The sequence below is a fragment of the Calothrix sp. CBUCES-K 9914 genome (assembly GCF_059640475.1).
The window spans coordinates 1-21,501 of the sequence record NZ_JBXXZH010000164.1; the positions used below are offsets into that span (position 1 = coordinate 1).

Below are 21,501 nucleotides of genomic sequence, written 5' to 3' on the forward strand. Positions count from 1 at the left end.
GATAAGGAACGGGCAAGGATGCCCATTCCACAAGGATGAAGAATTTAATTCTTGGAAGTCCCTAAAGGCTTTACAACGAGTCTGTATGAATAACTAAATGTTCTTTTCCGCAGGCTCCTTTCTTCTATTGAATGTTGATTTCTACTACAAACTTTTGTTTTATTCAATATAAAAGGATTATTGTTAATGGGCACTTCACTTTCAACCGCATCGCTCAATCAGAATGTGAACACACTTGCTACTACCTCTGGTGGCGCCAATCTTCTAGTTACTAGCAGTTCATTATCGACTAGTAGTAATTCTTTACTTGGTGGCTCTTTATTAGGTAAAAGTAGCAGTAACTTTGGTAGCCTCGCGCTAAGTGGCAACATAATTGTTGGCAACAACGCATCAGTAATTCCAGGAGATAATCCACAGGCTTTTGCGACACTTGCAAAAAATGCTCTTGATAACTTTGTTAGTATAATTTTTGATAGGCTTAACGATAAATTTGTAAGTGAAGGCGGTGATAAAAAGACTTACTCAGTTGCAAATGAAAACCCATTTGCAAATGGTAACAATCCTTTTGGTGAAGGCAATTTGCCTGAACTACCAGCCTTAGACTTCTTGAAGTCGCAATATGGTGAAAACTTTCCTCTACCATCACAAGATGTCTCAAATGTCTTACAAGGAGACTCCTATAACGGTGTTAACAACCCACCATTCGGTGGTAGCCCATTAAGTAGTGGAAGTGGCAATCCAGTTACTGATAGCGGTAATACATCTGATGATAGCAGTAGTATATTTTTAAGCGGTAATAGTCCAACTGCTGACGCTGGTAATCCACCCACGAGTGCAGGCAATGGCAACCTATTTGCTGGTGGAACTGGTAGCAGCAACCCATTTGCTGGTGGCGCCAGTGGTAATCCGATAACTGGCGGTGGTAGTGATAATCCATTTGCGGGAGCTTCTGTTACCGAGACCCTCTCAGGAACTTTAAACTATGTACTAGACTTGAGAGAAAGTTTTAGAAGTATGAGTTCCAACAGCGTGTTTGGTGGTGATGGTGGTAACGAATCGCCACTAAAATCTCCTTCCGATCTTTTAAGGCTTTTCCGGTCAGATATCGCTGGCTTTGGTCTCACCGTTGAATCTTTTACCAATTTTGTTGGTGAAAATAACCCGTTTGCAGGTTCAAATAATCCGTTTGCTGGCACAAATCCATTTGCTAGTAACGAGAACGAAACAGCAATAGAAAAACTTGATGGCAAACTCTTCAAATTCTTGGGATGGGCACTTGATGGACTTTTACCAGTTACTGGCACTCCTAATGTTTTCCAAACTCCCGAAGGCGAAATACCTCTAGGTTACGGCAACAGAGACTTTGGTTCTGGTAACGCTGTCATTGGTAATGCTAATAGAGACTATGGAAGGAACAATGGCAGCATTGGTAACAATAACTGGAACTGGGATAACGCCACTGATAACGCTACTATTGGTAATGGTAACTGGAATTTCTCAAGTAACAATAAAACAGTAGGTAATGGCAACTTTAACTTAGATTACAGTAGTGGAAGTAACACTTTTGGTAATGGTAACTGGAATATTGGCAGCGATAACTCTACCCTTGGTAATGGTAACTACAACTTCGGAAATAACAACCTAGTCATTGGTGATGGCAACTGGGTATTTACAAGTAACAGTATAGTTATTGGTAATGGTAACTGGTCTGTTGTTCTCGACAACACACCGGCTAATCAACTCACCGTTTCCAGCTTACTTGAAAAAGTTAACAACATAGCACTAGGGGGACAAATCAAGAGTGTTGTTGACGACTTGGTTGAGTCAGCAGTTAGAAAATTGGGCAATGTCTTTTATGGTTTAACAGATGACTTTGACTCTTCAGAGAAACAAACTTTCGATAACGTCATTCGCGGTAAAGACACTTTGACTCTGCAAAACCCATTTGCATCCTTAGCAAGAGTTTAAACTTTATCTACTCAACCGTGATTTTCATGAACACCTACACCCGTGCGTGGGTGGGACTATACGAACAAAGCCTGCCGGGAGCAGGCTAATAACCCTAATTTTTCCTATTGTTGATAAAAATATATGTTTATTAAAACACTTAAAAATAAGTATTAATACGTTGGTGCAAGATGTGAGGTAACTGAATTTTGCTTTTCACTTTCCCAACTCACTAAAATGTTCGGCGCCTTGATGGGAGTGCTACTAACAGCCTACATCTATAGCAGTCCTAAATCATTTGTGAAACCCACACGGTGTAGAGACGCGATATATCGCGTCTCTAAATTTAGGTATTTTTTACAATTCATACAGGATTGCTATATTGACATTGTTTAATAAAACTTTAGATAATGGGAGAAAAACTTAGATAGTAAAATTATCTTAGAAATATGGCAAAGCGTACTTCTCCAAATGATGTTCAAGGCTGGGATGATGCTCAAGACTTAGATTTTATTGTTGTAGACAAGCGCGCGCACAAACGTGCAAATTGAGCAAAACGGCGCCGTCGAAACCGTCGCTATGAAAACAGACTGCTCAATTTTCAGATAGATAACTATTCTGAAGATTTAGATTAGTATTCCTTTTAATAATTAAAATTTATTATTAAAAATTTTTAAAAGTATTAAGACTTGTAAACATTTTAAGAAAACTAGTACTTGGTAATGTGAAAATTATGTTATAAAGACTACTAATAAAATTCACAATTTTTGTACGAGGTAATATGACTCTGCGCTATTTAAAAGAGTCCATCAAAATCAAAGAACATTGTACTGGAAGACTTGGAGAGCTACTAGATAAATGTTTTATACACATAATTACAGAACCGGAGTATCAAGAATGGGAATTGATAGCAGCGATATTTTTTCCAGATTCGATAGAAAGTGAACTTAATTGTTATCAAGCACTTATAGAAGAATTAAGCAATCAATTAAATATTTGGCTTGTGCTGGTAAGGGCAAAGGATGTTCTTGAAAGTAAGAGGCGAATTGCTTTGAATAGTGATAATGTTGAAGAAAAAATTGTTTACCTTGAGCTTCAACGAATTGCCTCATAATGCTACTTACTAAAGAAACCCGACTTCTTAAAGATGTCGGGTTTATAATTTTAGTTTCTAAGTTTAAAATTCGACAGGTACTAATATTGATGATTGAAATGAGAAAATAGTACGTGCGTTTTTAGCAATAAATTGACGGTCATGGCTGATAAATATCATACCACCAGGAAAATCTTCGAGTAATTGCTCCAAAACTTCCAGTGACTCGATATCTAAATGGTTGGTAGGTTCATCTAAAAAAAGAAACTCAGCTTTAGCAAGGATAGCACTAACAATTGCCGCACGCATTAGTTCTCCATAACTTAGAGTATAAATTGGTTGCAAGACTCTATCGCGTCGTAACTTAGCGGCGCCTAAAAACTGACGTACTATTGTTTCTTCAACTCCATATATCATTAAATTATCAAGTAGAATTTCTGCTTGAAAATAATCTTGAATATTTTGGGGAAGATAAAGCCATTTTACGTAGTCATTACGAGATATACTACCGCTATCAGGTTGCAGGCGCCCTAACAAGCATTTCATCAATGTAGTCTTACCGCTACCATTTGAGCCAATAATAGCTACTCGGTCATGTGTACTAATTTCCAGTGTTACATCTTCAAAAATTTTACGACTACCAAATGTTATAGATAAATTTTTCGTAGAGAAGATTTCTCTATTAACAACAGTGTAGTCAGCGAAAGATAAATTTAATCTTTTTTCAAAGAATGGTTTTTCAGCTTTAAGTTTATCCATCATCTGCTGTTGTTTGCGCTCTACTTCTTTGGCACGTTTAGCTAAAGCAGCAGCGCGCGCACCAACAAACCCTTTATCTGCGGCGCCTATTTTTTGTTTTTCCTTACGACCCGACCAAACTTTCTTTCGTCTAGCTTCATGTTCAAGTTTATTAATTTTATCCTGAATTTCGATTGATAGTTGGCGCTTACTTTGGAACTCTTGCTCCAGATGTGCTTGAATTTGCCCATATCCTCCCTGAACCAAAACACTTTCTCCGCGTTGAATATAAAGAGTGCGGTCAGCTATTTTATCTACAAAAACTCGGTCGTGACTAACAATGATAAAAGCACGTCCTTTATGTTTTTCTGTGCTGATGACTTCTTCTAAGTAAAGTCGCATTGAAATGTCAAGATGATTTGTAGGTTCATCTAAAATTAATAGCTGTGCGTCACTCAAAAACAGTCTTAGTAGTGCAAAAATTCGCTTCTGTCCTTCAGAAAAACAATCCAATGAGTTAAATAAATCATTTTCGGAAAAAGCAAATGATTCGATGAGACGCTGAAGTTTCCCTTCCATCTCATAACCACCTGCTTCTATATACTCGGTGATAGCATTAGCATATTCTATTGTTTCCGAATTATCAAAATATATCTTTTGATAATTTTGATAAATATCTGGAAAATCAGAAAGTAGAAATTCTATTACTGATAGATTTGAGTCAGGTGTATTTTGTGGTAGATAAGCAAAACTAAGACCTTTTTGACGCTGTATTTCTCCTGCGGTCGGCGCCATCATACCCGTGATACACTTGAGTAACGTGGACTTGCCTGCACCATTGGCGCCTGTAATAGCTAGAACTTCACCACTAGTCAATCCAAATGATATATTATGCAAAACGGATTGCATACCAAAATTAACTTGCAGCGCTTTAACATGCAACATAAATTATCTTCCTAAGCGCGAAACTATTCTTTTTAGTTCAAATGGAAAAATTGCTTTATCTTGTAGAGACACGCTTTCAACCGCGCTTCAACATCTCTACTTATCTACTTTTATCTATAAGTATTGTTCTTTCACAGCTATATATCGCCAATTCATAGCACTGTAATGATTGACATAAGTTAATATATATGAACTAATAGATAAAAGTAATTTTTAGTACTTCATTTTATTAATGGTTTATCTACACTACACTGTAGTATAACATCTTGGCAACGGATGATCAACGGATGTAACGGATAGATTTGCTTAAAGAATAAATTATCCGTTATATCCGTTGCATCCGTTGCTAATTATGTTGTGCGACTTGTTTGCAAGCTTCTAGAGATGCAGCAATTAATTCTGACCCAGATTTTTTAACCATTGCCACCAACTCTTCACCAGCGCCTTCTGGTGAACCAGCATTAAATGGTGGCGCCGGATTATATTCGAGAAGTAGCTGAATGAATTTAGCTGTGTTTTCACCACTTAGTTCTGCTGCAACAACTAACGCAAAATCAATACCTGCTGTTACTCCTCCACCTGTAATACGGTTTCTGTCAATAACAACTCGTTCTGTGCTTACATCAACTCCCATCAATGCTAAGTTCTTGCGAAATGCCCAGTGACAAGCTGCTTTATAACCTTGTAACAAACCTGCGGCTGCTAAAATAAGCGAACCTGTACAAACAGATGTTACATATTTCGCTGTTTTCGCGCGCTCTCTTAAAAACTCCAATACTTGTGTATCGCGCATCATCTCTACTTGTCCCATCCCACCACCTGGAACACAAATAACATCAAGGTTAGGACATGTGTCCAAGGTTGTTGTTGGAGTAATAACAAAACCTCCCATATCTTTTATTGGTTCTGATGTTTTCCATAACAGGTGTACATTAGTATTGGGTAACATGCTGAAAACTTGTAATGGCGCCGTAACATCTAGTTGGGTAACGTCTGGATAAATTAGTAAGCCAATTTGGTGCTGACTCATAATTGATTCGTGTTTGTACTTGAACTTGCTTTAGTTTAGGTAAATCTTGAATTAAAAATCTTGTATATTTTTAAGATGGGTTTTGTAAATTCTTGCTGTACTGGCGTATTGAAAAAGGAGTGATTCCTTCTAATCGCTTGAAATGTTTATGTAAATGGCTTTGGTCAGTAAACCCACACTGTAGAGCTATTTCAGCTATCGATAATTTTGTATATTGCAACAGACTTTTCGCACGTTTGATTCGCTGTTGAATTAAATATTTATGTGGCGCTAAACCAGTTGATTGTTTAAACAGTGTACAAAAATAGTACTGGCTTACTTCTATAAGTTTGGCTAAATCGCTTAGTTTGATGTCTTCTTCTAAATGGCTATCTATATAATCTAGTACTATATGCAGTTTATTTTTTGCTAACCCGTCTTGATATGCTTTGATTATAGGTTTATCAGTTGCATACGCTTTTACTATATGAGTTGCAAGCATGGTAGCGGCAGATTCACCGAAAAGCTTACCTGTATTGCTTCCTGTAATGATATCTGCTTGTAGAGCTAGGGCAATATGTAAAATAATTGGGTCGCTGATAGAAAATTGCGGGATAAGTTCAAGGCGCCGTTTTGTAATTTCACAAGTAGCTTGTTCAATAAATTCAGGTTTAAGACCAAGTAGTAGAAATTTGCCTTGGCTAGTCCATGCAAGTGATTGAGAGATTTTGGCAGGCGTAAGTTGGATAATACCGTCATTAACAAGTTGCTGCTGAAATTTACCGTCTTTTCTGACTTCGAGGTAAAATTGATTTTGAGCTATGGCAATAACATAATGCGCTAGTACATGCTCTGGTGTCTTGTATGGGGGATGGTCATACTTAGATAAAAACAATGATTGCCAGTTAGCTTTGCTTGATATTAATGCTGGATAAGGCAAAATTCGAGTTGAGTTATTTTGGTCGCTTATGTTAATAATTATACTATCTCTGTTTGTATTAAGCATCTGACTTTTCACCGCTGTATACAGATTTTTGTTTTTGCCTATAATAGCTTCTTAGTAAATTTATTTATTCACAAAGAAAATCTAACTGTAATAATATTTTATAATAACCCTTTGATTCAAATACTTTGTTAACATGAGTTTTGTGATACAATATATGCGCCCAATTATATCAAATTTTAAAAAATCAAATGACTTTAAAAGAAATAATTAAAGAGAAGCGAGAAGAGATTCTTAATATTGCAGCTAAACATGGAGCTTTTAATCTTAGACTTTTTGGTAGTGTTGCTAGAGGCGAAGAAACAGAACAAAGCGATATTGATTTTTTAATTGATTATGATTTAGATAAAATCTCATCTTGGTTTCCTAGTGGATTAGTTGAGGATTTAGAAACTTTGTTAAATCGCAGAGTAGATGTAGTGACAATTAATTATTTACATTATTCAATTAGAGATACAGTATTGAGTGAGGCTATTGTATTATGAAAGAAGGTCGTGTTTACCTAATTCATATTCGCGATTATATTAATCGAATTAACCAATATACGCTTGAAGGGAAAGAAGTTTTTTTCAATGACATCAAAACTCCAGACGCTTGTCCACCAATGGTGGGCATTCAGTACTGCGGTATTTTTTTAGTATCTTATATGACGTTAAATTCTTTAATCCAGTATTATTATTTAGTAAAATTCACCTTTTTATTTTAGCACTCAGTATAAATTTTGACTATGATATATGGTAGATTGAGAGTCTGGCGTAGAAATAAGATGGGAAAATTCACGCTTTGTCCATTGCAATGCTGATAAAGCCCATTTTTCCATGCAAGACTTTTGGCGCCTTGTTGCCTCTTCTACTAGTAACTGCTGTCTTTGGATCATGGTTTGTATTAGTAAGTCTATATTAGATATACCATAAGCTTCTGTAAATACTAGTAATCTACGTTTTTGGTCATCTACGCTAATTTCTTCATTACCAATATCTAACCATAACCATGCAGCATAGGCTAAGTCAAAGATTCGTGTTCCCGGCGCCGCCATGTCAAAGTCTATAATTGAGGTTGGCATATTATCTATAAATACAAAGTTACATGGCGATAAATCGTTATGACAAATTATTTCTTCACCTAAAGCTAACGAGCATCCTTCTGTAGCATCGTGAAACCGTCGAATTAATTTAGCTGCCGAGACTAACTGTTCGTCTGAGTAGTATCCTAGATTTAATGGCACGTCTCCCTCTATATAACTAACTATTCCTCTTCCTTGTTCGTCGATACCCAGAAAGCTTGGTGATGCGTCGAAGTTAATATTTTCTAGATACTGCAAAAATTCATGAACAAAAGTACTGTTAGTATTAAGTGGGCGCCTTACAGTATCTCCGACACGAACGATGCTACCAAGATTAGTTTTACCACCTGTTAAAAGAATTTCTTGCTGATGCATAATAAAGCTATACGTAGCGTATTATATAAATAGTACTAGAAAATACAAAATATATAAATTTGTAAGATGAATGAGACAAAACCAAGCAAGCGTTCGGGAAGGCCACGCTCTGAACAGTCAAAAGAAGCCATATTAAGTACAACATGGAAGTTGCTGCAAGCAGGAACGGTAAAAGATTTATCGATAGAAGCAATAGCAAGGGAAGCAGGAGTTGGGAAAACAACAATATATCGTTGGTGGTCGAGTAAAGCAGCGGTAATAGTCGATGCTTTTATGGCACAAGTAGAACCTGAAATTGCAGCTACAGAGGCAGACTCGGCAATTGTCGCGTTAAAAGAACAGATTACACACCTTATTAAAGCTTTTACGGGTGATAATGGTCGAATTGTCGCCGAAATTATTGCAGAGGGGCAAGCTTCGAGCGAAGCACTAAAGAGTTTTCGAGACAGGTTTATACTTCCCAGACGCGAAGTTGCGAAAGCTTTGATTGAAAAAGGTATAGAATTGGGCGAGTTGGATGAGTCACTTAACCCCGAACTTGCTTTAGATGTGAGTTACGGTTCGCTTTACTATCGGTTGATGGTTGGACACTTACCTATAGATGATAATTTTGCTCAACATCTGCCTGATATTGTGATGAAAGGTTTAGCCAAAAGAAATTAAGCGCTTATATTTAGAAAAGTTGTCATAGGAAAGTTGTAAGTATGAACAATTTCATCCAAAACAGGGTACTCCGTATCGCAGTTCTACTAATTTGCTTTACTGTACTAGTGTGGGCGCCACCTGTTCAAGCAGCAAGTCGCTTAGAAGAACAAGTTCTAAAAATCATCCGCGAACATCCAGAAGCACTAATCAATTCAGTACAAAAATATCAACAAGAACAGCAAACACAACTTCAGCAAACGCGACAAGCATTTTTACAAGACTTAAAACTGAATCCTCAACAGATAATAGGTGAGTCACCTGTTACTGGAGACGTTGCATCTAAAGCAATATTAGTTGAGTTTTCAGATTTTCAATGTCCTTATTGTGCAGAAGCGCATAAAACATTGAAAAAACTACTAGAAAAATATCCAGATAAATTTACACTAGTCTACAAACATTTTCCTCTAACCAATACACATCCCCAAGCAGTAGCAGCAGCACAAGCAGCATGGGCAGCACAACAACAAGGCAAATTCTGGGAATATGAAGATGCACTGTTTACAAATCAAAAGAAACTAGGTGAAGAATTCTATATAGAGACAGCAAAAAATCTAAATTTAGATTTAGATAAATTTGCCCAAGATAGAGCCATTGCTAATAATACAATTAGAAAAGACGTTTTATTAGCAACACAGCTAGGAGTCTCAGGAACACCATTCTTTGTACTCAACACCGATAACTACTCAGGTGGAATAGAACTATCAGAAATTGAAAACAGAATTAAAAGCTAAAACCAACTAAAGAAACCGGGTTTCTTTAACACTGAATATAACAAATCTTAACATTCACAAAAAGAAACCGGGTTTCTCGTTACAAAACGGAAAAGCCAGAAAAACAATATATTGGGCAGCTTATGTAATTAAATTTGGGAACAATTTATTATATACACCAAAACGTACACAACGCTTGTTTGTGGGTTCTATCATATTTATAACTGCTTTTATAGTTTTCGTTTTGGCAAAACTTTTAGAGGCGCCAACAGTTGCAACATACGCGATATAGTACATAAATACGATTAAATTTATAAGGAAATTTTCTTTGTGTCTATAAAAGTGCAATAGCTTTTTCTATGGCATTTTGAATAACAATAGAAGAATTTTCTATTTGCTCTTCAGCATTACCAATTGTGTTAGCAGCTCCTTTTATAGCTATGTAATTCAAGTTCTTTTACGGGTCAAATAAGTTACAAAAATGATAAAACTGTGCAACTTCCATATCTAATACTACTTGCTCAAGCCACTTATCGTTTTTATCTTGCAGTGTCTTAAGTACACCATCAACATCAACAACTTGGATGTCAGCTGTCGAAAATTTTGGTTTGACTTGATTCAGTTGTAATCGCCCCTAAATTTATGTTAACATCATTGCCTGTAAGTATAATTCTTTCAATTTTTAAATTTAGGCTTTCTCATTAATTAAAAGCTATTGCGAATTAGTCTGTGGAAAAGTAACGTGTTTTCGCGGTTTGAGGACTTACCGTGAAAAGTCAGCTTGAATGATAGGCGCCTGTATCAATGTAGATGTATAATCTACACATGTACTAATATTTACAATTCTTATAAATTATTTTTAGAAAAATATGGTAGTAAAAGCTAGGAGTTAAAATACACCAGATAGGGGCGAGTTTTTATGAGAACAAAGTCATTGAAGAATAACAACCATGCATTAAAAGCAGTTTTAATTTCCGCTTCACTGTTGTTGACTAATTTTACTCTATCCGTTCCAACAGCTTCGGCTTGGGACAGTGAATCATGGAAGAATCCCACTCATCCTACCCATACCTATATAACTGAGTGGGCTATTGATCAACTCAAAGCAAAGGCGCCGGAATTGCAGCAGTTCAGGAAGCAAATAATTGAAGGTGCCAATACAGAACTACATGAACTCCCGGTATCGGGAACAAAGTATGGCATCAATCTGAATGCAAAACGGATAGAGCATAAAGGCACGAACGAAGGCTGCGATGATATTCAAGGCTGGTGGCAAGATAGTTTAAACGCTTATCGTCAAGGCAATAAAGAACAAGCATACTTTCTCTTAGGCGTTATGCTTCACATGATTGAGGACATGGGAGTGCCCGCGCACGCGAACAAGGTTTACCATCAAGGAAACGTCACCGAATTTGACAACTTTGAATTCATGGCTTTATCTAACTGGAAGCCCAACTTTAATGATATAAATCGACAAGACCCAGGATTTTCTGAACCTTGGAGATACTATGCTTTAAGCCAACAGTGGACACACGCAGATGCCCCTAGCTATAACAATCGAAATTCTTTTTCAAAAACCTGGACGTTTGCTAGTAAATCGGAACGGGCATTGTTGAGCAATCGTCAAGGACGAACTAGTAATGTAGTGAAATGGGCACTCAATTCTGCTACTAAAGTCTTAAAAGTATAATTTTATACTTTTAAATTCCAAGTCGGCGCCCACTTGAAATCAACTATTACAGGCGCCTCTCACTACGCACGTACCCAACGGTTATAATATGTAATTATTATGACACTTTTACTGACTCCGCAGCTTGAGTAGTTTATCCAAAGCCAAATTGAAAGGGCAGTTTATATTAGGGCAGGCAGGGATGCCTACTCCACAAGATAAGAATACTAATATATTACAGTGTTCAATCTACGAACACCTTCGACAAGTTGCTGTTCATCTAGTTCACCGTAACCAAAAATAAATTCATTTTTGCAAGTCGGTATAAGATATTGTGTAGAAGCTGACATCATTCCAACTCCAACTTGTGCCGCGCGCTCAATAATTTCATTCTCCGATAGTTGTGTTTGCAGGTGTACCATAACATGTAAACCTGCTTTGTCACCAAATATTGTTGCTTTTTCGCCAAAGTGTGAATGCAGTGCTTGAACTAGAACTTGACGACGTTGGTCATATATTGACCGCATTTTTCGGATATGACGTTCTAAATGTCCTTGTTCAATGAATTCTGCAAGTACTTGCTGTTCTAATATTGGTAGATGTCTATCACTTAACCATTTCGCGCGCGTGAAAATTGGCACTAGATTGTTTGGTAGTACTAAATAACCAATCCGCAATGATGGAAACAGGACTTTGGAGAATGTACCTATATATAGTACTGACTCACTTTTATCTAAACCTTGTAAAGCTGGAATAGGTCTATCACCATATCGGTATTCACTATCATAATCATCTTCGATAATTAAGGCGCCTGTTTGTGTTGCCCATGCTAATAATTCTAAGCGTCTGGGTAATGAGAGAACGGCGCCTGTCGGGAACTGGTGCGAAGGTGTAACATAAACAAGTCGAATATCTTGATGTGAACAACTTCCTAATTTGCTTACTAATAAACCATTATCATCAACAGCAATTGGTAGTAACTTTGCACCATGCGTTTGAAATATTAAACGTGCGCTGAGATAACCAGGGTCTTCAAGAGCAATAGTATTATCTGGTTCTATCAACAACCGCATAATTAAATCGAGTGCTTGCTGCGTACCATTGCTAATTAATATCTGTTCAGGTGTACAATTCACAGCGCGCGCACGGGAAATATAATTAGCAATAGCGCATCGTAAAGGTTTGTATCCTAACGGTTCTATTGAATAATCTAACCATTCCTTACTGGCACCACAGTATTTTGAAAGTAAAGAACGCCACAGCTTAATTGGAAATTTACCAAAAGCAGGGCGCCCATATCTGAAGCTTATTTCTTCTTTTGCCTCATAAACTCTTGGTACATTTTCTGTCTCAGCCAGTATTTTTCCATACCTAGATAACTTAACTCTTATGGAATGGCTGTCCTCAGCCGTTCCAAATATCACTTCCACAGGTTTAGAATGTAATAAATCATCAGGCAACTGGTTACAAACATAAGTCCCCGAACCAATGATAGTATCAAGATACCCCTCACTTAAAAGTTGTTCATAGCATTGTGTAACAGTACTGCGAGAAATATTTAGAGATTTTGCCATCGCGCGCGTACTTGGGATGCGTGTTCCTGGGGGTAATTTTCCAGTGAGGATGTACGCGCGTAGTTGTTCGTAAAGTTGCTGATGTAGCGGTAGGGAGTTTGTATTTAGATTTATAACTATATCCATGAAGTGGACTGGTGCAAAATTATATAATTGGCTCTTTAAGCGTACCAATTTAGAGGCTATGCTGACATCAGTTGCAATTACTTTTGCTTTCCATGCAAGCCAAATCGAATATTCTAATCAGAAAAGTACATTTAGAGGAAGAACCACTAATAGCTGAACACTTCTATAAAATGTGGATTGATGTTGGTGTTCCTGAAGATGCAATTGAACTAAACTGGCAAGAGATAATTCTTCAGTTTATTCAAAACGCGCGGGATAATTTGCAATATCAAGGTTTTATTGCAGAAGTTGATGGTGTTGTCGTAGGTTCTACAAGCTGCCAGTTATACGCAGGGTTATATCCAAATGCAATTAAACATAATCATCGTAAATTAGGTTATATCTGGGGTGTTTATGTTGAACCAGTATATCGCAGACAGGGTATAGCTAAGGAATTAACTAATGCAGCAATTGATTATTTGAAGAATATTGGATGTACAAGGGTTGTATTAAATGCTTCACCTGCGGGTAAACCTGTTTATACAAGTCTTGGTTTTGTTGAAAGCAATGCAATGCATATAGATTTAATGAATGATTCGTAGGAGATGGTTATGAGTGAAAAATTAATTCCTACTCAACGTAGTCAAGTTAAAAGATTACCGCAGCGCGCGGATTATGAGCTTCAAACAATATATAATATATTAGATGAAGGCTTGATATGTTATGTCGGATTTGTTGTAAATAATCAACCGTTTGTAATTCCAACAGCATATGGCAGGATAAATGACAAGGTTTATATTCATGGTTCACCTGCTAGTCGAATGTTACGTTCTTTAGTAGGCGCCATTGAAGTTTGTGTTACAGTTACACTACTTGATGGTTTAGTACTTGCGCGTTCTGCATTCCATCACTCAATGAATTATCGCTCAGTTGTGATATTTGGTAAAGCTGAAATAGTCGGTACTGAATCTGAGAAACTGGAAGCATTGCAAGCGTTTACCGAACACGTTGTACCAGGAAGATGGGAAGAAGTGCGACAACCAACTCGCCAAGAACTACAAGGTACTCTAGTATTATCATTACCAATAACTGAAGCATCAGCCAAAATTAGAACGGGAGCGCCGAACGATGATGAAGCTGATTACAATTTAGCTGTATGGGCAGGTGTTTTACCATTACAGTTAGTTGCAGGTAATCCAATTGCTGACTCTAGATTACAATTAGGTATAGTAACTCCTGCTTACATCAAAGAATACAGTAGGTGACAGCCCAACATATATCTTAAAACTTGACTATTCCACGTTTGACAGCAGCTACTACTGCCTGTGTTCTGTCGCTAACTCCTAATTTACCTAGGATATTATTAACGTGAAACTTAACGGTTCCTTCAGTAATATGTAAGGTGACTGCAATTTGCTGATTAGTGTTGCCATTGGTAATGAGTTGAAGTACTTCTAACTCCCGCTCACTTAATTCTGGCTTTTTCATCCGTTCTTTTAACTTGGTAGCGACAACTTCGGAAATATACTTTTTACCACTAGCAACAGTCCGAATTGCACAGAGGATTTCCTCTGGTTCTGTATCCTTGAGTAAATACCCTTTGGCGCCTGCTCGTATTCCATTGTAAATATCTTCGTCGCCGTCGTAGGTAGTTAGTATAATAACGTTTGCGCTATCATCAGTACAAATATTCTGAATTGCAGTGACACCCGAAAATTTTGGCATTCGTAAATCCATTAGGACAACATCTGGTCGCTTTTTGCAAAAAAGTTCTTTTGCCTCCCACCCGTTGCTAGCTTGTCCAACAACAACCATATCTAGCTCGCGTTCGATGATTGTCGCCAAACCTTGCCTTACTACCGGATGGTCATCGGCTACTATAATACGGATGAAGTTTGATTGACTCATAATGGCTTACGATTGTCTGAACTAACACAACAAGCTACTAAATACCAATAGGACTCACTCCATCGTTGTTATGCACTTAAGCGATGCTAAAATCTCTGTTCCTTCTCCTAGTTGTTCTTTAAAAGCTTCTGTATCTTATACTACTCGTAAGTTAAGTGTAGAGACGCTGCGTAATTGCGTCTCTGCGACCTGTTGTAATTATCTTTACTGCAAATCTATCCTGAGATAGATGCTTTTAAAATAAATTTGTAGATTAACAAATTATTTACAGATATTAATTACTTTAGGACTAACAACTTAACTTTAGTAAAGTATTTTAATTTGTTTTTTTATGTAAGAATTTACATTTATTCAATATTTGGACATGACCAAAACTAATATAGAATTGCCAAATAGTTCTAAAGTACCTACTGTCATCCAAGCAATACAGTGGATTACTTCTCCAATGCCCATGATGGAGAGCTACGCCAAACGCTACGGTGATATATTTACTTTGTGTGTTAGTCCAAAACGAACTCCGATCGTATTTATTCGCAATCCTCAAGCGCTTCAAGAAATTTTAACAGGTGACTCAACTAAACAGTTTTCCGCTCCCGGTGAAACGAACGTTATATTTGCAACATTGTTGGGAGAATATTCTCTCATGTCCTTGGGTGGAGTCCAGCATCAACGTCAACGCCAGTTACTTACACCACCTTTCCACGGAGAAAGGATGCTTGCTTATACCGAGGTAATTAATAACTTTACAGAAGAAGTGATGGATGGTTTGGAGGTAGGTAAACCCTTTTCTGTAAGGGATATAACCCAGGCTATTACCTTACGAACAATTATGAAAGCTGTATTTGGGTTTGATGAAGGTTCGCGCGCGCACGGTTTAGAAGTGTTTATGAACGCAATTTCAAATCAGCTAACTTCTCCTGCTGGTGTTGCAATGCTTTATTTTCCAGCGTTGCGAAAAGACTGGGGTGCCTGGAGTCCTTGGGGTAAGTATTTGCGATGTCGGCAAGAAACCGAAAAACTCCTTTATCAAGAAATTCAACAACGTCGAGAACAAGCTGATGCATCAAGAACAGATATTTTAAGTTTGTTAATATCAGCAAGGGATGAAGCAGGCGAACCAATGACCGACAAGGAATTACGTGATGAGTTGATGGCATTATTAGTTGCAGGTCAGGAAACAACGGCTACAGCTTTGGCTTGGGCTTTATATTGGATTCACAAATTACCTGCGGTACGAGAAAAACTGCTTCTTGAAATAGATGGTTTAGGCGCCAATCCTGACGTAACCACCTTAACTAAATTACCTTACCTCAATGCTGTTTGTTGCGAAACTTTACGTATTTATCCAGTCGCAATGCTTACTTTTCCGCGTCAAGTAGAAAAACCAGTAAAGTTGTGTGGATGGGATTTAGAACCCGGAACGTTATTATACGGAAGTATATATTTAATACATCAGCGTGAGGATTTATATCCAGAACCAAAGAAATTTAAGCCAGAACGTTTTTTAGAAAGACAATTTTCTCCCTACGAGTTTTTACCCTTTGGTGGTGGTGTCAGACGTTGTATTGGCGCCGCGTTTGCTTTATTTGAAATGAAAGTAGCACTTGTTAAGATATTATCTGAGTATTCGCTCTTGTTGGTTGATGATAGTGAAGTGAAGCCGAAGCGTCGTGGGTTAGTAACAGCGCCTGCATCTCCAATAAATATGGTAGTTACAGGTAAAAGGGTTAAATTAACTACAAGTCCTGTTGATGAAAAATCTTCCATCATGTCATGAGTTGCGAACAAAGCATCTTAAAAAACTCAAATTTAATCAGATTTTTCGCGGCACTAGAAATGACAAGTTTATATTTTGACAAAATTAGGATGCTCCCGCTTCACCCACGCACGGGTATAAATTTAAAATAAGTAAGTTTACAAAGGATTGGCAATGTTAGTTGTAGAAAAGCGAAGAATTCACCCTAATATAAAAACTATATTGCGCTCAATAGTTTGTCTATTCAGAGAGCCAGGTAATCTAGATCATGTTTATGATTTAGAAGATAGCTTACGTGACACTAAAGCAAGTTTACTAGCAGTGGAGTGGCTAAAAACTCAACCCGAAGTAGCTCAAATAATTCAAGAACGTTATATAGCACCACCTCCTGATATCGAAGCATTACTGCAATATCCTCAAGATTCATTAGGGTATGCTTATGCTACTTACATTCAAAAAGCAGGTTTTGACCCTAGTTTTTATCGTCAAATTCAAGTGAAAGATGATATTAGTTACGTACTTTTACGCTCACGTCAAACACACGACATATGGCATGTAGTAACAGGCTTTAATACAGACACTAATGGGGAAATAGGACTTAAAGCTTTTGAATTAGCTCAAACGCGCAGAAATTTAGCAGTTTTTCTAGTAGGAGCAGGAATGTTAGCGACACTTGCTACGTCACCAGAAGCTTTGCCTAAATTATTAAATCAAATTATGTTGGGATATCAAATGGGTGGAAAAGCAAAACCTCTTTTTGCACAAAAGTGGGAAGAAAATTGGCAAAAACCACTATCTGAATGGAGGAGTGAATTAGGAATTCAAGTTAACCTTTAAAGTTCTGTTGATAAAAAAGTTTTATAAGTGCTACTTAACTATAGGAATCAATACTGTGACTCATTTCGGCGTAATCTGCCCTTCTGCAACTGGACATATAAATACTATGTTTCCTTTACTTAGAGAACTACAACAAAGGGGAAACAAAATTACAATGTTTGGAACTCCAAGTAGTCAAGCAAAGATTGAAGCTGCGGGTTTTGGTTTTTGGTTAATAGGAGAACAAGAATTTTCACTAGAAAACGCAGGTAAATTTTACATTAAGTTAGGAGAGTTGACTGGGATAGCCGCAACTGAGTATACTTTGAAAGGAGTAGCAAAGCGCGCGTTCACAAGTCTACGCGATACACCCGCAGCAGCCAAAGAATTGGGTGTAGAAGCTTTTTTAGTAGACCAAATTTGCTTTGAAGGTGGCACTATTGCCGAATACCTAAATCTTCCTTTTATTACTGTATGTAGTGCTTTACTAATTAACGCAGAAAATACTGTACCACCTTGGGTCAAAAACTGGAAATATAATCTAGATATATGGTCAATTTTACGAAATCAATACGGTTATTTTGTATTTAATCGTATTCGTCAACCTGTCCGTCAGGTAATTAACCAATATCGTCATGAGTGGAAATTATCAGCTTACTCAAAGGAAGAAGATTGCGATTCTAAATTAGCCATTATTAGTCAGGAACCAGCCGAGTTAGAATTTCCACGCAAACGTTTACCTCCTTACTTTCACTTTACTGGACCATATCACGACAATACAGGTAGACCAAATATTAATTTCCCCTTTGAAAACTTAAATGGCAAACCTCTAATTTATGCTTCAATGGGAACTATACAAAATCGCCTTCGATATATATTTGAGTATATAGCGGAAGCTTGTTTAGGACAAAATGCTCAATTAGTAATATCCCTTGGTGGTTCCGCAGAACCCGACGCTTTACCTAAATTACCTGGTAATCCACTAGTAGTTAAGTATGCACCTCAGTTAGAATTACTTAAAAAAGCTTGCTTAGTAATAACACATGCGGGCTTGAATACAACACTAGAATCACTCAGTAATGGTGTACCAATGGTCGCAATACCCGTTACCAACGACCAACCTGGAGTTTCTGCACGCATTGCTTGGACGGGTACAGGAGAAGTATTGCCATTAGAAAACTTAGAAGTTTCTAAACTGCGAACAGCTGTTGAGAAAGTATTGACACAAGATTCTTATAAAAATAATGCAATAAGGTTGCAACAAGCAATTCACCAAGCAGGAGGAGTTAAGCGCGCGGCTGATATTATCGAGCAAGTTTTATCTACCAATGAACTAGTATATTAATTTCAAGAATCATAGCTAAGATTAGGAAAAAATGGACTGGAATAATAACTCAATCGTATTTTATTCAAACTTCCCCTTTCATGTTGAAGATTGGGCTGCTCCTTCTGTAGAAAAAGGCATTGGAGGGAGCGAGGAAGCTGTTATCTACTTAAGCCAAGAATTGGTTAAGTTAGGCTATCAAGTTACTGTTTTTAATAAGTGTGGTGAGATGGAGGGAGAATATAATGGCGTACTGTACAAATCATGTGATAAATTAAATTTAAGTGATAATTTCAATATTTTTATATTCCATCGCAGTTGGCAACAGCCTACAGAGATGAAGGTCAAAGCAAAGAAAAAAGCTGTATGGATGCATGATAATCCTCAATTATTTCCAGCTATAGACTCTTCTAGGCATAAAGAATTCTTAGATAGTTTTGATAAATTATTCGTGTTAACAAAATTCCATAAATCTCTTTTACCAGAATGGATTCCTGAACATAAAATCTTTTTAACACGTAATGGAATCAACCTAGCAGATTTCAACCTTAATGAGATTTCCAGAAATCCTAAAAGATTAATATACATCAGTGATTATACGCGAGGTATAGAACATTTGCTAACAAATTGGGAAAAGGTTATAAAAGAAGTTCCTGATGCAGAACTACACCTTTTTTATGGATGGCAAGGAGTAGATGCTTTAATTAAATCTCCATTTATAGAAAGATTTCCTGACTTACCAACTAAAAAAGAGCGGCTACTAAAACTTTTGCAGCAGGAAAATATTTACGAACATGGGAGAGTCGGACATAAGCAATTAGTAGAAGAATTACTGAAATCAGGAATCTATGTTTATCCTTGTGCTTTTTCTGAAACTTTTTGTATTAGTTGTTTAAAAGCTCAAGCGTGTGGCTGCGTTCCAGTTGTAAATGATTTTGCTGGTTTAGGAGAAAATGTAAAAGTCGGTATTAAAATTAAGGGTATTGCAGGTAATGAAGAAACTAACAATTATTTTGTTGAAGCTGTTATAAACTTACTCAAAAACCCCGAAAAACAGGAGGTTTTCAGAAATGAGTTATTATCTTTAAAAGATTCGTTTGGTTGGGATAAAGTTGCTCTACAATGGCATGAAAAATTTATATTAGTTAACAGCTAATTCAATTCATGCTAAAGCTTGAAGCAATTACTTTGGGGCGCCCAATATGTATGTACGAGCGCAATGTATAGCGGTTCCTATTCAAATGAAGTACGTTTTCGGACGGGCAGGGATGCCCGTTCCACTCATTGTTTTATTAACTTATTGTTTTATTAACTTAATTTGTACCTTACTTGGTTGAAAAATGCTGTAACTTACTTAAGTTTTTATAAATGGTTAAGATGTTGGAGCAAAAAGGCTCAAGCATTCTTGCCTGAGCCACTACGTACATCAAATTTATTTTTTTCTTAATGGGTTAGCCCAAAACCTAACTCAAAAATCTAAACTTATGAAGCTTAGTAGCGGTTGCGGTAATTGTTGTTTCCACGATTACCACCAAATGAGCCTCTGTCTTCCTTTGGTTTAGCCTTATTGACTTTCAAGTCACGCCCCATCCACTCAGCACCATCAAGCGCATCAATGGCAGCTGTTTCTTCAGCATCTGTACCCATTTCGACAAACCCAAAGCCGCGTAAACGACCTGTTTCACGGTCTGTAGGTAGCTGGATTCGTTTAACAGTACCATATTCAGCAAAAACTGCTTTCAAATTGTCTTCTGTAACTTCGTAAGAAAGATTGCCTACATAAATCGACATAAGATTGTCTCCGAACTAATAAATGTATAGAGATTTAAGCTTCGGAGATAAGTTTGTAAATACCAAGAACAAAAACCTGTCACTACTAAAAACAAACGCTGTTAACCGAATTAACTCTCACTCCCCATTATGACATACCAGAGAACTTTTAGGTGGGAGTTGGAAAAATTATTATATAAATTTATGTAAACGATTGACACTTAGGTATAATTTGTAACAATTTCTCTCGGAGCTTATCTAAATAACTCTGACTAACTCGTAAAAGACAGGATTGACTACAAGCCTTACTATACAAGCGTTATAGTTTTTTTTTTTGAATAGTCAACTTTTAGAGTGGTAGCTAAGATGTTATACTCACTGACATCACAGGATATTCTTTTCCCAAATACCACGTTTTAACGTGTATAAGTATGAAAATAACTTCAAATCTAATTTCTGACTTTGAAAAATTATTTCGACAAAAGTTACAACTGAATAATTGTCGGCTTAAAAGGAAAAAACAAGAGAACAATTATGAAATTACTACTCCTGCTAATGATGTATTTTTGATGTCTTGGGGTGAATTTCCGGAAATTAGCTTAGTATATCAGCCGATAGGGGTACGAACACAGCAAACTGTAATTTATGAGCAGGCAATTAGAGCGCACATTAAATCTTGCGTAAACAGTATTAAGAATAATTCTGATTATAGCCTTGTTACTTCAGAAAAAGAAAACTAAAATTTTTACTTTTAGTATTTAATATATCGACGTTGCTGAATTATTGTATGAATCAAAATGTAGAGACCTGGTTAACACGGTCTCTACAAAATAATTGTAGGTTGGGTTCAGCAAAGCCTCCACCCAACCTACTATCAAGCGACATTCAACCTTAGGGTGGAATGGTGCTATTTCACGCATTTTGAGGCGCCAATAAATTGGGGTAGGGTGCGTGAAAGCTATTACTATCAATCAATAAGCACGCAAAATAC

At 37.0% G+C, this 21,501-nt stretch carries 20 protein-coding genes; 13 read left to right on the forward strand and 7 right to left on the reverse strand.

The annotated features are described in order from the left end of the window. Positions 1 to 186 precede the first annotated feature (186 nt). The gene (locus AC2JBO_RS29160) at positions 187 to 1,968 is read left to right on the forward strand and encodes a hypothetical protein (protein WP_496957123.1); all 1,782 of its coding nucleotides are present in this window, start codon (positions 187 to 189) and stop codon (positions 1,966 to 1,968) included. A gap of 760 nt (positions 1,969 to 2,728) precedes the next feature. Next, positions 2,729 to 3,061 carry a hypothetical protein gene (locus AC2JBO_RS29165; RefSeq protein WP_496957124.1) on the forward strand — a complete coding sequence of 111 codons (333 nt, stop codon included), beginning with the start codon at positions 2,729 to 2,731 and terminating at the stop codon, positions 3,059 to 3,061. Positions 3,062 to 3,124: 63 nt separating this feature from the next. Here the strand turns inward: AC2JBO_RS29165 and AC2JBO_RS29170 are convergent, their stop codons facing one another. The 3 genes from AC2JBO_RS29170 to AC2JBO_RS29180 form a co-directional block, all read right to left on the reverse strand. After that, positions 3,125 to 4,723, reverse strand: a complete 1,599-nt coding sequence (locus AC2JBO_RS29170) for an ABC-F family ATP-binding cassette domain-containing protein (RefSeq protein WP_496957125.1) — start codon at positions 4,721 to 4,723, stop codon at positions 3,125 to 3,127. Positions 4,724 to 5,069: 346 nt separating this feature from the next. Further along, positions 5,070 to 5,753, reverse strand: a complete 684-nt coding sequence (locus tag AC2JBO_RS29175; RefSeq protein ID WP_496957126.1) for a DJ-1/PfpI family protein — start codon at positions 5,751 to 5,753, stop codon at positions 5,070 to 5,072. A 70-nt stretch (positions 5,754 to 5,823) separates the two neighbouring features. Next, positions 5,824 to 6,738, reverse strand: coding sequence for a helix-turn-helix domain-containing protein (locus AC2JBO_RS29180; RefSeq protein WP_496957127.1), 915 nt, complete (start codon positions 6,736 to 6,738; stop codon positions 5,824 to 5,826). 188 nt (positions 6,739 to 6,926) lie between these two features. On the opposite strand from AC2JBO_RS29180, the gene AC2JBO_RS29185 reads away from it, so the two are divergent. Continuing rightward, positions 6,927 to 7,220 carry a nucleotidyltransferase family protein gene (locus AC2JBO_RS29185; RefSeq protein ID WP_496957128.1) on the forward strand — a complete coding sequence of 98 codons (294 nt, stop codon included), beginning with the start codon at positions 6,927 to 6,929 and terminating at the stop codon, positions 7,218 to 7,220. 224 nt (positions 7,221 to 7,444) lie between these two features. On the opposite strand, the gene AC2JBO_RS29190 is transcribed toward AC2JBO_RS29185, so the two are convergent. Further along, the gene (locus AC2JBO_RS29190; RefSeq protein ID WP_496957129.1) at positions 7,445 to 8,173 is read right to left on the reverse strand and encodes a phosphotransferase; all 729 of its coding nucleotides are present in this window, start codon (positions 8,171 to 8,173) and stop codon (positions 7,445 to 7,447) included. Between the two features lie 66 nt (positions 8,174 to 8,239). Here AC2JBO_RS29190 and AC2JBO_RS29195 point away from each other — a divergent pair, with 66 nt between their 5' ends. The 3 genes from AC2JBO_RS29195 to AC2JBO_RS29205 all read left to right on the forward strand — a co-directional run bounded on the left by AC2JBO_RS29195 (position 8,240) and on the right by AC2JBO_RS29205 (position 11,278). Continuing rightward, entirely contained in the window at positions 8,240 to 8,836 is a 597-nt protein-coding gene (locus AC2JBO_RS29195) for a TetR/AcrR family transcriptional regulator (RefSeq protein ID WP_496957130.1), read from the forward strand. Between the two features lie 41 nt (positions 8,837 to 8,877). After that, complete coding sequence (locus tag AC2JBO_RS29200) at positions 8,878 to 9,609, forward strand: DsbA family protein (RefSeq protein WP_496957131.1); 732 nt, start codon at positions 8,878 to 8,880, stop codon at positions 9,607 to 9,609. A gap of 898 nt (positions 9,610 to 10,507) precedes the next feature. Beyond that, positions 10,508 to 11,278, forward strand: a complete 771-nt coding sequence (locus tag AC2JBO_RS29205; protein WP_496957132.1) for a phospholipase C/P1 nuclease family protein — start codon at positions 10,508 to 10,510, stop codon at positions 11,276 to 11,278. A 206-nt stretch (positions 11,279 to 11,484) separates the two neighbouring features. Here the strand turns inward: AC2JBO_RS29205 and pdxR are convergent, their stop codons facing one another. After that, positions 11,485 to 12,957, reverse strand: a complete 1,473-nt coding sequence (gene pdxR / locus AC2JBO_RS29210) for a MocR-like pyridoxine biosynthesis transcription factor PdxR (protein ID WP_496957133.1) — start codon at positions 12,955 to 12,957, stop codon at positions 11,485 to 11,487. Between the two features lie 92 nt (positions 12,958 to 13,049). Between pdxR and AC2JBO_RS29215 the strand changes: the two genes are divergently transcribed. Both AC2JBO_RS29215 and AC2JBO_RS29220 read left to right on the forward strand, forming a co-directional pair. Continuing rightward, complete coding sequence (locus AC2JBO_RS29215) at positions 13,050 to 13,538, forward strand: GNAT family N-acetyltransferase (RefSeq protein WP_496957134.1); 489 nt, start codon at positions 13,050 to 13,052, stop codon at positions 13,536 to 13,538. A gap of 9 nt (positions 13,539 to 13,547) precedes the next feature. Next, entirely contained in the window at positions 13,548 to 14,201 is a 654-nt protein-coding gene (locus AC2JBO_RS29220) for a pyridoxamine 5'-phosphate oxidase family protein (RefSeq protein ID WP_496957135.1), read from the forward strand. A 16-nt stretch (positions 14,202 to 14,217) separates the two neighbouring features. Here AC2JBO_RS29220 and AC2JBO_RS29225 read toward each other — a convergent pair whose 3' ends face one another. Beyond that, positions 14,218 to 14,844, reverse strand: coding sequence for a response regulator (locus AC2JBO_RS29225; RefSeq protein WP_496957136.1), 627 nt, complete (start codon positions 14,842 to 14,844; stop codon positions 14,218 to 14,220). 364 nt (positions 14,845 to 15,208) lie between these two features. Here AC2JBO_RS29225 and AC2JBO_RS29230 point away from each other — a divergent pair, with 364 nt between their 5' ends. From AC2JBO_RS29230 to AC2JBO_RS29245, 4 genes are all read left to right on the forward strand, one after another. Continuing rightward, the gene (locus tag AC2JBO_RS29230; protein ID WP_496957137.1) at positions 15,209 to 16,621 is read left to right on the forward strand and encodes a cytochrome P450; all 1,413 of its coding nucleotides are present in this window, start codon (positions 15,209 to 15,211) and stop codon (positions 16,619 to 16,621) included. A gap of 153 nt (positions 16,622 to 16,774) precedes the next feature. Beyond that, positions 16,775 to 17,437: a Coq4 family protein gene (locus tag AC2JBO_RS29235; protein WP_496957138.1), complete on the forward strand. Its 663-nt coding sequence runs from the start codon at positions 16,775 to 16,777 to the stop codon at positions 17,435 to 17,437. A gap of 55 nt (positions 17,438 to 17,492) precedes the next feature. After that, positions 17,493 to 18,761, forward strand: a complete 1,269-nt coding sequence (locus tag AC2JBO_RS29240; RefSeq protein ID WP_496957139.1) for a glycosyltransferase — start codon at positions 17,493 to 17,495, stop codon at positions 18,759 to 18,761. 31 nt (positions 18,762 to 18,792) lie between these two features. Beyond that, positions 18,793 to 19,896: a glycosyltransferase family 4 protein gene (locus AC2JBO_RS29245; protein WP_496957140.1), complete on the forward strand. Its 1,104-nt coding sequence runs from the start codon at positions 18,793 to 18,795 to the stop codon at positions 19,894 to 19,896. Between the two features lie 335 nt (positions 19,897 to 20,231). Here AC2JBO_RS29245 and rbp read toward each other — a convergent pair whose 3' ends face one another. Continuing rightward, a complete protein-coding gene (rbp, locus tag AC2JBO_RS29250; protein ID WP_496957141.1) occupies positions 20,232 to 20,531 on the reverse strand; it encodes an RNA-binding regulator in 300 nt (99 codons plus the stop codon). 410 nt (positions 20,532 to 20,941) lie between these two features. On the opposite strand from rbp, the gene AC2JBO_RS29255 reads away from it, so the two are divergent. Next, a complete protein-coding gene (locus AC2JBO_RS29255) occupies positions 20,942 to 21,250 on the forward strand; it encodes a hypothetical protein (protein ID WP_496957142.1) in 309 nt (102 codons plus the stop codon). Positions 21,251 to 21,501 lie beyond the last annotated feature (251 nt).

Coding starts and splice junctions, on each gene's coding strand:
- AC2JBO_RS29215 (WP_496957134.1), top strand. CDS start 13,050: ATGCAAGCCAAATCGAATATTCTAATCAGAAAAGTACATTTAGAGGAA.
- AC2JBO_RS29255 (WP_496957142.1), top strand. CDS start 20,942: ATGAAAATAACTTCAAATCTAATTTCTGACTTTGAAAAATTATTTCGA.
- AC2JBO_RS29180 (WP_496957127.1), bottom strand. CDS start 6,738: ATGCTTAATACAAACAGAGATAGTATAATTATTAACATAAGCGACCAA.
- AC2JBO_RS29200 (WP_496957131.1), top strand. CDS start 8,878: ATGAACAATTTCATCCAAAACAGGGTACTCCGTATCGCAGTTCTACTA.
- AC2JBO_RS29230 (WP_496957137.1), top strand. CDS start 15,209: ATGACCAAAACTAATATAGAATTGCCAAATAGTTCTAAAGTACCTACT.
- AC2JBO_RS29235 (WP_496957138.1), top strand. CDS start 16,775: ATGTTAGTTGTAGAAAAGCGAAGAATTCACCCTAATATAAAAACTATA.
- rbp (WP_496957141.1), bottom strand. CDS start 20,531: ATGTCGATTTATGTAGGCAATCTTTCTTACGAAGTTACAGAAGACAAT.
- AC2JBO_RS29170 (WP_496957125.1), bottom strand. CDS start 4,723: ATGTTGCATGTTAAAGCGCTGCAAGTTAATTTTGGTATGCAATCCGTT.
- AC2JBO_RS29220 (WP_496957135.1), top strand. CDS start 13,548: ATGAGTGAAAAATTAATTCCTACTCAACGTAGTCAAGTTAAAAGATTA.
- AC2JBO_RS29185 (WP_496957128.1), top strand. CDS start 6,927: ATGACTTTAAAAGAAATAATTAAAGAGAAGCGAGAAGAGATTCTTAAT.
- AC2JBO_RS29245 (WP_496957140.1), top strand. CDS start 18,793: ATGGACTGGAATAATAACTCAATCGTATTTTATTCAAACTTCCCCTTT.
- AC2JBO_RS29160 (WP_496957123.1), top strand. CDS start 187: ATGGGCACTTCACTTTCAACCGCATCGCTCAATCAGAATGTGAACACA.
- AC2JBO_RS29225 (WP_496957136.1), bottom strand. CDS start 14,844: ATGAGTCAATCAAACTTCATCCGTATTATAGTAGCCGATGACCATCCG.
- AC2JBO_RS29190 (WP_496957129.1), bottom strand. CDS start 8,173: ATGCATCAGCAAGAAATTCTTTTAACAGGTGGTAAAACTAATCTTGGT.
- AC2JBO_RS29195 (WP_496957130.1), top strand. CDS start 8,240: ATGAATGAGACAAAACCAAGCAAGCGTTCGGGAAGGCCACGCTCTGAA.
- pdxR (WP_496957133.1), bottom strand. CDS start 12,957: ATGGATATAGTTATAAATCTAAATACAAACTCCCTACCGCTACATCAG.
- AC2JBO_RS29205 (WP_496957132.1), top strand. CDS start 10,508: ATGAGAACAAAGTCATTGAAGAATAACAACCATGCATTAAAAGCAGTT.
- AC2JBO_RS29175 (WP_496957126.1), bottom strand. CDS start 5,753: ATGAGTCAGCACCAAATTGGCTTACTAATTTATCCAGACGTTACCCAA.
- AC2JBO_RS29165 (WP_496957124.1), top strand. CDS start 2,729: ATGACTCTGCGCTATTTAAAAGAGTCCATCAAAATCAAAGAACATTGT.